Source organism: Streptomyces viridochromogenes, assembly GCF_001270495.1.
Lineage (GTDB): Bacteria > Actinomycetota > Actinomycetes > Streptomycetales > Streptomycetaceae > Streptomyces > Streptomyces viridochromogenes_A.
On record NZ_LGUR01000204.1, the window covers coordinates 19,254 to 32,179 of the forward strand.

The window sequence follows — 12,926 nt, forward strand, 5'->3', positions numbered from 1 at the left end:
GTACAGCGGTGTGCCGTACGCCCGTACCCCTAATGACGCCACGTGAGGCTGCGCGGTTGCCCGGAGCTGCGGCTCTTCTTGGTGCGTCCTTTACTTTTCGAGGACCGTATCAAGTGCCTTGAGCTGGAGTTCCGCCAGCTCCCCGCAGCCCGAAACCGCCAGGTCCAGCAGGGAGTTGAGCTCCTCGCGGGCGAAGGGCTCGGCCTCGGCGGTGCCCTGGACCTCGACGAAGCGGCCGTCGCCGGTGCAGACGACGTTCATGTCGGTGTCGGCCTTCACGTCCTCCTCGTAGCGCAGGTCGAGGAGCGGGACGCCGCCGACGATGCCGACCGACACGGCGCTGACGGTCCCGGTGAGCGGCTTGCGGCCGGCCTTGATCAGCTTCTTGCCCTGGGCCCAGGAGATGGCGTCGGCGAGGGCGACGTAGGCGCCGGTGATGGCCGCGGTACGCGTGCCGCCGTCGGCCTGGAGGACGTCGCAGTCGAGGACGATCGTGTTCTCGCCGAGCGCCTTGTAGTCGATGACCGCGCGCAGGGAACGGCCGATGAGGCGGCTGATCTCGTGCGTACGGCCGCCGATCTTGCCCCGGACCGACTCGCGGTCGCCCCGGGTGTTGGTGGCGCGCGGCAGCATGGCGTACTCCGCGGTGACCCAGCCCTCGCCACTGCCCTTGCGCCAGCGCGGGACGCCTTCGGTGAAGGAGGCGGTGCACAGGACCTTCGTGTCGCCGAAGGAGACGAGGACGGAGCCCTCTGCGTGCTTGCTCCAGGCGCGTTCGATGGTGACCGGGCGGAGCTGTTCGGGGGTGCGGCCGTCGATTCGAGGCATTGAGGACATGGCGTCGAGCCTAGCGGCCCACGGGGAAGGGCCCCTCCGGCGGTGGGGAGGGGCCCTCAGGGGCGAGACCCGGGGCCCCTCGGGGTGCGACCCGGGGGGGGCGTCGGGTGCGCCCCGGGGGGGCTGTCGGGGTTGAGGCCGGGGGCCTCTCAGGGGAGGCCCCGGGGGGCCGTCTGGTCGAGACCGGGGGTCTCTCAGGATGAGACCCGGGAGGGCCGTCCGTCGGATTGAGGCCGGTGGCCCCTCAGGGGGAGGCCCCGGGGGTCCGTCGGATTGAGACCGGGGGTCTCTCAGGATGAGACCCGGGAGGGCCGTCGGATTGAGGCCGGAGGCCCCTCAAGATGAGACCCGGGGGCCACCGGGGTGTGGCCGGAGGCCCCTCAAGATGAGACCCGGGAGGTCCGTCGGCGTGAGGCCGGGGAGCCCTCGGGGTGTTGCCGGGGGTGTCTCAGGGCCGGAAGCCCGGGACGATACCCCGGCTTCACATCATGTCTTCGATCTCCGCCGCGATCGGGTCGGCGTCGGTGCCGATGACGACCTGGATGGCGGTGCCCATCTTCACGACACCGTGGGCGCCGGCGGCCTTCAGCGCGGTCTCGTTGACCAGCGCGGGGTCGCTGACCTCGGTGCGGAGCCGGGTGATGCAGCCCTCGATCTCCTCGATGTTGTCGATGCCGCCGAGCCCGGCGACGATCTTCTCAGCCTTGGTGGCCATTTCGGTCTCCTCACGCACTGTTGGCCCAACTGTACGAGCGGGTGCGTGGTGAGTACCGAAGGATGACGTCACAGCAACCCAATCGTCGGTAACTGGTCTACACCACCTGACAGGCGGTCGCCAACCCATGAGCGCCGAGACCGAGACCTCCCCCGCCCGCCGGCGGTGGCAGGCCACGTTCCAGGGCCTGCAGAAGATGGGACGTAGCCTTCAGCTCCCCATCGCCGTACTGCCGGCCGCGGGCATCCTGAACCGCCTCGGCCAGCCGGACGTGTTCGGGGACGACGGGCTGGGCTGGGACAACGTCTCGAAGGTGATGGACGGCGCGGGCGGCGCACTGCTCGACGGGGCGCTCGGGCTGCCCTTGTTGTTCTGCGTCGGCGTGGCCATCGGCATGGCGAAGAAGGCGGACGGCTCGACGGCGCTGGCGGCGGTGACGGGGTTCCTCGTCTACTACAGCGTGCTGCGCGAGTTCCCGGAGGACTGCCCGGAGGGCTCGACGGCGGTCCCGAACGTCGGCTGCCAGGTGCAGGACGGGGCGGTGACCGTCTTCACGTACCAGAACCCGGGTGTCTTCGGCGGCATCGTCATCGGTCTGCTGGCGGCCTTCTTCTGGCAGCGCTACCACCGGACGAAGCTGGTGGACTGGCTCGGCTTCTTCAACGGACGGCGGCTCGTCCCGATCATCATGGCGTTCGTGGCGATCGTGTTCGCGGTGCTGTGCCTGTGGGTCTGGCCGCCGATCGGTGACGCGCTGGAGAGCTTCAGCGACTGGATGCGAGACCTGGGCGCCTGGGGTGCGGGCGTGTTCGGCATCGCCAACCGGGCGCTGCTGGTCATCGGACTCCACCAGTTCCTGAACGTGCCCATCTGGTTCCAGTTCGGCAGCTACACCAAGCCCGACGGCGAGGTGGTGCACGGCGACATCAACATGTTCCTCGAAGGCGACCCGAACGCCGGTCTGTTCACCTCGGGCTTCTTCCCGATCATGATGTTCGCGCTGCCGGCCGCGGCCCTCGCCATCACGCACTGCGCCAAGCCGCACCGCCGCAAGGAGATCGCCGGCCTGATGACATCGGTGGCGCTGACGTCGTTCGTCACGGGGATCACGGAACCGATCGAGTACTCGTTCCTGTTCATCGCCCCGCTTCTGTACGCGGTGCACGCCGTGCTGACGGGTGTGTCCATGGCGGTGACCTGGGGGCTGGGGGTCCACGACGGGTTCAGCTTCTCGGCCGGACTGATCGACTACATCATCAACTGGCAGCTGGCCACGAGGCCCTGGGCGATCATTCCCATCGGCCTCTGCTTCGCCGTCGTGTACTACGCGATCTTCCGTTTCGCGATCACGAAGTTTGACCTCAAGACCCCGGGTAGGGAGCCGGAGGACGAGGTCGAGGACGTCACGAAGGGCTGAACAGAGGTCCAAGGATCAGGCACTGCGCGTAGCACTCCGGTTGCGGATTTCACGGGTTCCTTATATCGCCCCCACCGTGCTACAACAGGTCTACACCACTCAGTGGTGTAGACCAGACGCCGCCGTCTCCTTCACTGTCCCCGGGCGGCGCCATGCCCTTCCCCAGCCTACGGCCGGGGGGACCACCTGGAGGAACTTGTGACCACGGCCAGCGCCGCTCCCGCGGCCGACAAGAAAAAGGGCGCCGCCGCGATGGCTGTGATGCAGCGCATCGGCCGCAGCCTGATGCTGCCGGTGGCGGTGCTGCCCGCGGCCGCCCTCCTGGTCCGCTTCGGCAACGAGGACATGCTGGGCAACCCGGAGTTCCCCACGTTCCTCACGAAGATCGCCGGCTTCATGGCGGCCGGCGGCAACGCGATCCTCGACAACATGGCGCTGCTGTTCGCCGTCGGCATCGCGATCGGCTTCGCGAAGAAGTCGGACGGCTCGACCGCGCTCGCGGCCGTGGTCGGTTACCTGGTCTTCAAGAACGTGCTCGCCACGTTCACCGACCCGAACCTGCCGCAGGTGGCGAAGGCCGTCGACGGCAAGGTCGTGATGGTCGACGCACCGGTGGACGCCAAGGTCCTCGGCGGTGTGGTGATGGGCATCGTCGTGGCCCTCCTCTACCAGCGCCTGTACCGCACCAAGCTCCCGGACTGGGCGGGCTTCTTCGGCGGCCGCCGGCTGGTCCCGATCGTCTCCGCCTTCGCGGGCCTGGTCATCGGCATCGTCTTCGGCTACATCTGGCCGGTCCTCGGCACGGGCCTGCACAACTTCGGTGAGTGGCTGGTCGGTTCGGGCGCCGTCGGCGCCGGCATATTCGGCGTGGCCAACCGTGCCCTCATCCCGATCGGCATGCACCACCTGCTGAACTCGTTCCCGTGGTTCCAGGCGGGCGAGTACGAGGGCAAGAGCGGCGACATCGCCCGCTTCCTGGCCGGTGACCCGAGCGCCGGCCAGTTCATGACCGGCTTCTTCCCGATCATGATGTTCGCGCTGCCGGCCGCCTGCCTGGCGATCGTCCACTGTGCCCGCCCGGAGCGCCGCAAGGTCGTCGGCGGCATGATGTTCTCCCTCGCGCTGACGTCCTTCGTCACCGGCGTGACCGAGCCCATCGAGTTCACCTTCATGTTCATCGCCCCGGTCCTGTACGCCATCCACGCGGTACTCACCGGTGTCTCGATGGCTCTCACCTGGGCCCTGGGCATGAAGGACGGCTTCGGCTTCTCGGCCGGCGCGGTCGACTTCGGCCTGAACCTGGGCATCGCGACCAACCCGTGGGGCCTGGCCCTGGTGGGCCTGTGCTTCGCCGCGGTCTACTACGTGATCTTCCGGTTCGCGATCACCAGGTTCAACCTGCCGACGCCGGGCCGCGAGTCCGACGAGGAACTCGCCGAACTCCAGAAGGCGGAGGCGAAGTAGGCCGGACGGCCCACACCCGACGACGAAGGCCCCGGAACCGGGAAGGTTCCGGGGCCTTCGCGCACATACGGGCCTGAACCCCGTACGAGCTGTCTCTCGACCGGTCAGATCTCGTACGTCTGCCGCGGCGCCGCCAGTCCCACCGGACCGTCGTAGACCTCGCGCGCGTCGGCAAGGTTGATCTGGGGGTCGGTCCACGGCGGGATGTGGGTGAGGACCAGGCGGCGGGCGCCCGCGCGGGCCGCCGTCTGACCTGCTTCGCGGCCGTTGAGGTGCAGGTCGGGGATGTTCTCCTTGCCGTGCGTGAACGCTGCCTCGCACAGGAACAGGTCGGCGTCGCGGGCGAGTTCGTCCAGGGCGGTGCTGATGCCGGTGTCGCCGGAGTAGGTCAGGATCTTCCCGGCGTGCTCGATCCGGATGCCGTACGCCTCCACCGGGTGGGCCACGCGTTCCGTGTGCACCGTGAACGGGCCGATGTCGAAGGTGGACGGCTTGACCGTGTGGAAGTCGAAGACCTCGCTCATGGACGAGGCAGTGGGGGTGTCGGCGTAGGCCGTGGTCAGGCGCTGTTCCGTGCCCTCGGGTCCGTAGACCGGGATCGGGTCGCAGCGGCCGCCGTCGTGCCGGTAGTAGCGCGCGACGAAATACGCGCACATGTCGATGCAGTGGTCGGCGTGCAGATGGCTGAGGAAGATCGCGTCGAGGTCGTAGAGACCGCAGTGGCGCTGCAGCTCGCCCAGGGCGCCGTTGCCCATGTCGAGAAGCAGCCGGAAGCCGTCGGCCTCGACGAGGTAGCTCGAGCAGGCCGATTCCGCGGACGGGAACGACCCCGAGCAGCCGACGACGGTGAGCTTCATGAAACAGAAACCTCCGCTGGCGGAAATCCAGAAGATCGGGAACAGGGGCGTCGGGGGTCGTGCGGTTTGTCGAGCGTAAGGCGCAAAACCTCCGGTCGCTCCTCCGCCAAGGGCTGTTGTGGGCGAACTCACCTGTGGTGTCACGCGTTCGGCTGGATGCGGGGAGCATGAGGCGGGAGGGAAGGCGCGCGCGGGTAGCTGCGCGCCGGTACCTTCGTGCGTATGGACACGTCATGGTGGCTCGCGCTCGCGGCGGTGGTACTGCTGGCGCTGGTCGCCACGCTCGCCGACGGGTGGGGGCGCGGGCGGCGGCCCGGAGGGCGGCGCACCCGGCCGCCGGGGCGGTCCGAGGGGCGTACGCGGGGACAGGCTCCGACGCGTCCCGCGCCCGCGGAGATCTGGTGGGCGAAGGTGCCCTACGAGGACGGGCCAGAATCAAGAGGAGCCGCGCGTGGCGCGTCAGGTAGGGCGGTGGCGGGTGACGGGCGGGCGAAGGACCGGCCGTGTCTGGTGCTCGCGGTGCGCGGGCAGCGGGTCACCGTCGCCAAGATCACCAGCAAGTACAGGGATGAGCGGTACGGCGTGATCCCGCTGCCGCCGGGCTCCGTCGGCGACGCCCGCGGGCGGGCGAGCTTCCTGGAGACGGGCGAGCTGCGGGACGTACCGGTGTCCGACTTCCGGCGGAGGGTGGGGGTGATGGACCCGGTCGTATGGGACCAGGTCCGTCACCTCGCCTAGGGCGCCGTCACTCGCCCCTCAGGCCCCAGCCGGCCGGCCGGCTCACGCCCAGAGCTGGCCCTGGAGCGTCTCGATGGCCTCTTCGGTCGACGTCGCGGTGTAGACGCCGGTCGAGAGGTACTTCCAGCCGCCGTCGGCGACGACGAACACGATGTCCGCGCTCTCGCCGGCCTTGAGGGCCTTGTTCCCGACACCGATCGCGGCATGCAGCGCGGCGCCGGTGGAGATGCCCGCGAAGATGCCCTCCTGCTGGAGGAGTTCGCGGGTGCGGGTGACCGCGTCGGCCGAGCCGACCGAGAAGCGGGTGGTCAGGACCGAGGCGTCGTACAGCTCGGGTACGAAGCCCTCGTCGAGGTTGCGCAGGCCGTAGACCAGGTCGTCGTAGCGCGGCTCGGCTGCGACGATCCGCACGTCCGGCTTGTGCTCGCGCAGGTAGCGGCCGACGCCCATCAGGGTGCCCGTGGTGCCGAGGCCGGCGACGAAGTGGGTGACCGAGGGGAGGTCGGCGAGGATCTCCGGGCCGGTCGTGGCGTAGTGGGCGCCCGCGTTGTCCGGGTTGCCGTACTGGTAGAGCATCACCCAGTCGGGGTGCTCGGCCGAGAGTTCCTTGGCTACCCGTACGGCGGTGTTGGAGCCGCCCGCGGCCGGGCTGGAGATGATCTCCGCGCCCCACATGGCGAGCAGGTCCCGGCGCTCCTGCGAGGTGTTCTCGGGCATCACGCACACGATGCGGTAGCCCTTGAGCTTCGCCGCCATCGCCAGGGAGATGCCGGTGTTGCCGGAGGTGGGCTCCAGGATGGTGCAGCCGGGCGTCAGACGGCCGTCCTTCTCCGCCTGCTCGATCATGTGCAGGGCGGGGCGGTCCTTGACCGAGCCGGTGGGGTTGCGGTCCTCCAGCTTGGCCCAGATGCGGACGTCCTCGGACGGCGACAACCGCGGCAGGCGCACCAGAGGGGTGTTGCCCACCGCGGCGAGCGGGGAGTCGTAGCGCATAGGGATCAGGCCATGCCGCCGGCCACGGCCGGCAGGATCGTGACGTTGTCGCCGTCGGCGAGCTTGGTGTTGATGCCGTCGAGGAAGCGGACGTCCTCGTCGTTCAGGTAGACGTTGACGAAGCGGCGCAGCTGGTCGCCGTCCACGATGCGGGCCCGGATGCCCGCGTGCCGGGTCTCGAGGTCGGTGAACAGCTCGGCGAGGGTGTCACCACTGCCCTCCACCGCCTTCTGACCGTCGGTGTAGGTGCGGAGGATGGTGGGGATGCGGACCTCGATGGCCATGGCTCAGGGCTCCTGTCGGGAGTAGTCAGTCGGGCGCGCGGCAGCGCAAGTGCAGCAGGGTGGTGCGGGTGTGCGGCGCCGCGGCTCACGGCCGTACGGCGGCAGGGTGTCGCGTCAACAGATGGCGCTGGCGAGCCTGCACAGGTCGACGTGCAGCCGCGCCACGAGCAGCATGCCCGGCGTCTTTTCGCTCACGTCGTGGAAAACCATGGGGTCATCGTATCGATTCCCGGTCCGGCTTTTGGAATGTGATCCCACATCGCGGACAGATTTGGGCCGGGGAATGAGACATGGCAGGTGTACGCGGTGCAATTCTCGCCCCCGCCGCCCCTACCCGTCCCATCCTCTGAAAGGGCTCCGCCCCTTCGACCCCGCCAGAGGGCTGCCGCCCTGCCCCCTCTGGACCCCCCGCTTCGGCCCTGAAGGGCCTCGTCCTCAAACGCCGGACGGGCCGAGATGCCGGGACGGGCGTCGCGGTGAGTGGATCAGTACACCTCCACCACCTTGACCTCCTCCTCCGTCACCTCGCCGTCGACGATCCGGAAGGAGCGGAACTGGAACTCGCCGAGGCCGTCGGTGTCCGCCGTGGAGACGAGGACGTAGTGGGCGCCGGGTTCGTTGGCGTAGGAGATGTCGGTGCGCGAGGGGTATGCCTCGGTGGCCGTGTGGGAGTGGTAGATGACCACCGGTTCCTCGTCGCGGTCGTCCATCTCGCGGTAGAGCTTGAGCAGGTCGCCGGAGTCGAACTCGTAGAACGTGGGCGACATCGCGGCGTTCAGCATCGCGATGAAGCGCTCGGGGCGGTCCGAGCCCGCCGGGCCCGCCACGACGCCGCACGCCTCGTCGGGGTGGTCCTTGCGCGCGTGGGCGACGATCTGGTCGACGAGGGCCTGGGTGATGGTCAGCATGTCGGTCAGGATAAGCAGACGGGCCGCCCCGTACCGAGGGTTGGTACGGGACGGCCCACATGCCGGACGCCCTGAGCGGCAGCCACCGGGAGTACCACGAGCACTCCAGAGGGCGGGGACGTCCTGGGAGGCAGCTCGGCAACGCCCTGAAGGGGCGCGGAGCCGCATCGCCATGCGGCTCCGCCGCGGAGCGCGACCAGCCACAGCAGTGCCGCAGACAACGGACGGCCTTCCGCGGCAATCACCTCACGGGCCCTCTCAGCGGAGCGCCTAGCCGACCTTTTCGAGTTCCGGCTCGTCGCCGCCGCGAGCGGCGATCTGCGGGTTGCGGCTCTTGAGGATCGCCCAGCCGATGCCCAGGGCGACGGCCCAGCCGGCCGCGACATACAGGCAGATCCGCGCGTCCTTGTCGTACGCGATCATGAAGGTCACGCCGACGAGGAAGAGGAGCGCGACCCAGCTGAAGATCGCCCCGCCGGGAGCGGGGAAGGACGAGGCGCGCAGTCGGCCCGCGTCGACCGCGGCGCGGTAGCGGATGTGGCTGACGAGGATCATCATCCAGGTCCAGATGCCGGCCGCGGTGGCGACGGAGGTGACGTACTGGAACGCCTTCTCCGGAACGACGTAGTTCAGGACGACGCCGATGCCCATGAGCGCCACGGAGACCGCGATGCCGACGGCGGGCGTCTTGCGGGCGGTGAGCTTGCCGAAGGCCTGCGGGGCCTCGCTGTTGGAGGCGAGGTCGCGGAGCATCCGGCCGGTCGAGTACATGCCCGAGTTGCAGGACGACAGGGCCGCGGTGAGCACCACGAAGTTGACGATGCCCGCGGCGAGCGGGATGCCGATCTTGCCGAACGCGTGGACGAACGGGCTCTCGCCCGCGGAGAACTCGGTCCACTTGACCACGGAGAGGATCACCAGCAGCGCGCCGACGTAGAAGACGATGATGCGCCAGGGCAGCGTGTTGATGGCCTTGGGCAGGGTCTTCTCGGGGTTCTCGGACTCGCCCGCCGTGACGCCGACGAGCTCGACGGCGAGGTAGGCGAACATGACGCCCTGGAGCGTCATCAGGCTGGAGCCGATGCCGTTCGGGAAGATGCCGCCGTGCGACCAGAGGTTGGAGACGGTGGCGGTGTCACCGGCGTCGGAGAAGCCGAGGGTGAGCACGCCGAGGCCGATGACGATCATGCCGATGATGGCCGTGACCTTGATCATCGAGAACCAGAACTCGACCTCGCCGAAGATCTTGACGGAGATCAGGTTGACGCCGAAGAGCACCACCAGGAACACCAGGGCGCTGACCCATTGCGGGATCTCGGGGAACCAGAAGTGGATGTAGATCGCGGCGGCCGTGAGCTCGGCCATGCCGGTGACCACCCACATCAGCCAGTACGTCCAGCCCGTGACGAATCCGAAGAACGGGCCGAGGAATTCGCGGGCGTACTCGGCGAAGGAGCCGGAGACGGGCCGGTAGAGGAGCAGCTCACCCAGGGCCCGCATGATGAAGAAGATGACGACGCCCGCCAGGGCGTACATGAGGATGATGCTGGGGCCGGCCTTCGCGATGTTCGCTCCGGCACCCATGAAGAGGCCGACGCCGATGGCGCCGCCGATCGCGATCATCTGGACCTGACGGCTGCCGAGACCGCGCTCGTACCCCTCCTCGGGGGCACCCGTGGCCTTCGCGTCAGTGACCTTCGCAGAGGTCATGTGTAGTGCGCCTTTCTCCATGCCGACCCGGGCCCTTCGTCGGCCTCGGATCGGGTCTCGATCCCCCCGGATTGCTGGAGCTGAGCGGGCCCGAGCTGCCCCGGGTTCGCTCGTGCCCGGCCGACGATCCGCCGGCCATGTGGCGCACCCGGCCGAACATTCGGGTGGTGCTCGGCGGGCGTCGTGAAGATTTATCACGGCTGTAACAGTGATCGGCTAGAGGACATGTGGCGCATCACACAGGAAGAACCGGACAAAGGAGACCGCCGCTCCCAGAACGGGTGGCGGCGGTGACGCGATCGTTATCCGGATTTGAGTGTCCTCTGAGCGAACACAGAACGGTCACATATCGCTACAAAAAAGTCGCAAGCCCTCGCCCCTCGGCCACGCCTACGGCATGAGCGTGGCGACCAGCGTCTCCTGGAGCCCGCCCAGCCACAGGTACGCCATCACCATCGGCTTGCGCGGGTCCTCGTCCGGCAGCCGGTAGAGCAGGTCTGTGTCGTCCTCGTCGGTGATCTCCAGCCGGGAGCCGATGGCCAGACGCAGGTCGTTGAGGGTGCCGAGCCACTGCTGGGACTCCTCGGGGGAGAGCTTGAGCACCGCGCCGCCCTCACCGGCGGAGGCGGAGCTGAGCTCGTCCAGGGAGCGGACCACCGCGAGCGCGCTGTCCCGCTTGCCGGCGCGCAGGTCGTTCTCGGTGAAGCGACGGAACTCCGAGGAGTACGCCCGCTGCTCCTCGGCCTCCTTGGGGCCGGGGGTCGCCTCCGGGTCGCTGTAGGCGTCCGGGAAGAGCCGCTTGAGGACCGGGTCGGCGGGCGGTTCGCTCGGGCCCTCGGCGAACAGCTCGGCGAGCGGGTCTTCGGCGGCGTCCGCGGCGGGGCCGGGGCCGATCAGTTCCAGGAGCTGGACGGCCAGCGACCGGATGATGGAGATCTCGACGTCATCGAGGGCGACGGCCGCGCCGCCGCCGGGGAGCGGTTCGAAGGTTCCTGGCATGGAGGCGATTCGCTACTTCCGGTCCTGCGGGCATGGGCGAGCGTTCATTTGCGGTCGTGCTGGAGGGTGGCCCACAGGCCGTAGCCGTGCATGGCCTGCACGTCGCGTTCCATCTCCTCGCGAGTGCCGCTGGAGACGACCGCCCGGCCCTTGTGGTGGACGTCGAGCATGAGTTTGGTGGCCTTGTCCTTGGTGTAGCCGAAGTAGGACTGGAACACGTAGGTCACGTAGCTCATCAGGTTGACCGGGTCGTTGTGGACGATCGTGACCCAGGGGACGTCCGGCTCGGGGACGGCGAAGACCTCCTCCGCCGACTCGGTGTGTTCGATCTCTAGGGGAGCGGGTGACGTCACAGAGCCCATGCTGCCACCCGAGGGGGGCGGTCGCACAAACGGGCTGCACAAACGGGCTGCGCAACCGGGCCGCGCAACCGGGCCTGTTGTGACCTCCACCCCACAAATCGTCAGAGTGACGAAATGGGGGTACCATCTTTCGTCATGCCGCATACACCGGGGGACGACCCCCGGACCCCCGGCCGCCTGGGGGGACCCGGAGAACCATGGCTAGGAGAGCTTTCGTGGATGTAGCGGACCTTGGGCTGCCGGTGGACGTTCCCTCGACGGCGCTCTTCACGGATCAGTACGAGTTCACGATGCTGCAGGCCGCCATGAAGGCAGGCACCGCCGAGCGGCGGAGTGTGTTCGAGGTCTTCACCCGGCGGCTGCCCAACGGGCGGCGCTACGGCGTCGTGGCCGGCACCGGCCGCGTGCTGGACGCCGTCGAGAACTTCCGCTTCGACGCCGACGTGCTCGGCTTCCTGCGGGAGCGGAACATCGTCGACGAGCAGACCCTGGAGTGGCTCGCGGGCTACCGCTTCTCCGGCGACGTCTGGGGCTACCCCGAGGGCGAGGTCTACTTCCCGGGCTCGCCGATCATGCGGGTCGAGGGCACCTTCGCCGAGTGCGTGCTGCTGGAGACGGTGATCCTCTCCATCCTCAACCACGACTCCGCGATCGCCGCGGCCGCCTCACGGATGGCGTCGGCCGCCGGGGAGCGCCCGATCATCGAGATGGGCGCCCGCCGCACCCACGAGCTGGCCGCGGTGGCGGCGTCCAGGGCCGCGTACCTCGGCGGCTTCACCTCCACCTCCGACCTGGCCGCCGGCTTCCGCTACGGCATCCCCACCGTCGGCACCAGCGCCCACGCCTTCACCCTGCTGCACGACCGCGAGCGGGACGCCTTCCAGGCCCAGGTCGACTCCATGGGCCGGGGCACCACGCTGCTCGTGGACACCTACGACGTCGCCGAGGCGGTCCGTACGGCCGTGGAGGTCGCGGGGCCCGAGCTGGGCGCCGTCCGGATCGACTCGGGCGACCTGCTGCTGGTGGCGCACCGGGTCCGGCAGCAGCTGGACGAGCTGGGCGCGACGGACACGAGGATCATCGTGACCTCCGACCTGGACGAGTACGCCATCGCCTCGCTGGCGGCGGCGCCGGTGGACGCGTACGGCGTCGGCACCCAGCTGGTGACCGGGTCCGGGCATCCGACCTGCTCGATGGTCTACAAGCTGGTCGCCCGCGCCGAGTCCGCCGACGTCACGGCGCCGCTGGTGCCGGTGGCGAAGAAGTCCAGTGGCGGCAAGACCTCCATCGGCGGCCGCAAGTGGGCCGCGCGGCGCCTCGACGAGTACGGCGCCGCGGAGGCCGAGGTCGTCGGCACCGGGCCGGTGCCGGACGAGCTCGCCGACCGGCAGCTGCTGGTCGAGCTGATCAAGGGCGGTGACGTGGTGGCCCGTGAGCCGCTGGACGTCGTACGGGACCGGCACGCGGCCGCTCGCGCCGGTCTGCCGCTGTCCGCCACCCAGCTCTCGCGCGGGGAACCTGTCATCCCGACGGAGTATGTCAACGGGCGCTCGGGTAGCCGGACGGGGGCGTGAAGCGAGCGCGCCCGGCGTGCGCACGCAATGCCCCCTCCCGCACGGCACCCGAAGTCTCTAGGCTCGGA

Annotated in this window: 14 protein-coding genes; 4 read left to right on the forward strand and 10 right to left on the reverse strand. The window is 69.2% G+C overall.

All coding sequences use genetic code 11. The annotated features are described in order from the left end of the window. Positions 1-90: 90 nt before the first annotated feature. Complete coding sequence (rph, locus tag ADK36_RS24250) at positions 91-828, reverse strand: ribonuclease PH (RefSeq protein WP_048583243.1); 738 nt, start codon at positions 826-828, stop codon at positions 91-93. A 490-nt stretch (positions 829-1,318) separates the two neighbouring features. Further along, positions 1,319-1,552: a glucose PTS transporter subunit EIIB gene (locus ADK36_RS24255; protein WP_048583244.1), complete on the reverse strand. Its 234-nt coding sequence runs from the start codon at positions 1,550-1,552 to the stop codon at positions 1,319-1,321. 127 nt (positions 1,553-1,679) lie between these two features. Between ADK36_RS24255 and ADK36_RS24260 the strand changes: the two genes are divergently transcribed. After that, positions 1,680-2,969 carry a PTS transporter subunit EIIC gene (locus tag ADK36_RS24260; protein ID WP_048583245.1) on the forward strand — a complete coding sequence of 430 codons (1,290 nt, stop codon included), beginning with the start codon at positions 1,680-1,682 and terminating at the stop codon, positions 2,967-2,969. 198 nt (positions 2,970-3,167) lie between these two features. Beyond that, positions 3,168-4,433 (forward strand): PTS transporter subunit EIIC, encoded by a 1,266-nt coding sequence (locus ADK36_RS24265; RefSeq protein WP_048583246.1) that lies wholly within the window; start codon positions 3,168-3,170, stop codon positions 4,431-4,433. A 104-nt stretch (positions 4,434-4,537) separates the two neighbouring features. Here the strand turns inward: ADK36_RS24265 and ADK36_RS24270 are convergent, their stop codons facing one another. Next, positions 4,538-5,290: an MBL fold metallo-hydrolase gene (locus ADK36_RS24270; RefSeq protein WP_048583247.1), complete on the reverse strand. Its 753-nt coding sequence runs from the start codon at positions 5,288-5,290 to the stop codon at positions 4,538-4,540. Positions 5,291-5,512: 222 nt separating this feature from the next. Here ADK36_RS24270 and ADK36_RS24275 point away from each other — a divergent pair, with 222 nt between their 5' ends. After that, complete coding sequence (locus tag ADK36_RS24275) at positions 5,513-6,028, forward strand: type II toxin-antitoxin system PemK/MazF family toxin (RefSeq protein ID WP_053199026.1); 516 nt, start codon at positions 5,513-5,515, stop codon at positions 6,026-6,028. Positions 6,029-6,070: 42 nt separating this feature from the next. Here ADK36_RS24275 and ADK36_RS24280 read toward each other — a convergent pair whose 3' ends face one another. From ADK36_RS24280 to clpS, 7 genes are all read right to left on the reverse strand, one after another. Next, the gene (locus ADK36_RS24280) at positions 6,071-7,021 is read right to left on the reverse strand and encodes a PLP-dependent cysteine synthase family protein (RefSeq protein ID WP_030053523.1); all 951 of its coding nucleotides are present in this window, start codon (positions 7,019-7,021) and stop codon (positions 6,071-6,073) included. 5 nt (positions 7,022-7,026) lie between these two features. Further along, positions 7,027-7,305, reverse strand: a complete 279-nt coding sequence (locus tag ADK36_RS24285) for a MoaD/ThiS family protein (RefSeq protein WP_048583249.1) — start codon at positions 7,303-7,305, stop codon at positions 7,027-7,029. A gap of 114 nt (positions 7,306-7,419) precedes the next feature. Beyond that, complete coding sequence (locus ADK36_RS51250; RefSeq protein WP_316959376.1) at positions 7,420-7,515, reverse strand: putative leader peptide; 96 nt, start codon at positions 7,513-7,515, stop codon at positions 7,420-7,422. A 275-nt stretch (positions 7,516-7,790) separates the two neighbouring features. Then, complete coding sequence (locus ADK36_RS24290; protein ID WP_048583250.1) at positions 7,791-8,213, reverse strand: Mov34/MPN/PAD-1 family protein; 423 nt, start codon at positions 8,211-8,213, stop codon at positions 7,791-7,793. 270 nt (positions 8,214-8,483) lie between these two features. Further along, entirely contained in the window at positions 8,484-9,923 is a 1,440-nt protein-coding gene (locus ADK36_RS24295) for an amino acid permease (RefSeq protein ID WP_048583251.1), read from the reverse strand. 390 nt (positions 9,924-10,313) lie between these two features. Further along, positions 10,314-10,922 (reverse strand): DUF2017 domain-containing protein, encoded by a 609-nt coding sequence (locus tag ADK36_RS24300; RefSeq protein WP_048583252.1) that lies wholly within the window; start codon positions 10,920-10,922, stop codon positions 10,314-10,316. Between the two features lie 44 nt (positions 10,923-10,966). Beyond that, entirely contained in the window at positions 10,967-11,284 is a 318-nt protein-coding gene (clpS, locus tag ADK36_RS24305) for an ATP-dependent Clp protease adapter ClpS (protein ID WP_048583253.1), read from the reverse strand. Positions 11,285-11,499: 215 nt separating this feature from the next. Between clpS and ADK36_RS24310 the strand changes: the two genes are divergently transcribed. Further along, positions 11,500-12,858, forward strand: a complete 1,359-nt coding sequence (locus ADK36_RS24310; protein ID WP_048583254.1) for a nicotinate phosphoribosyltransferase — start codon at positions 11,500-11,502, stop codon at positions 12,856-12,858. Positions 12,859-12,926 lie beyond the last annotated feature (68 nt).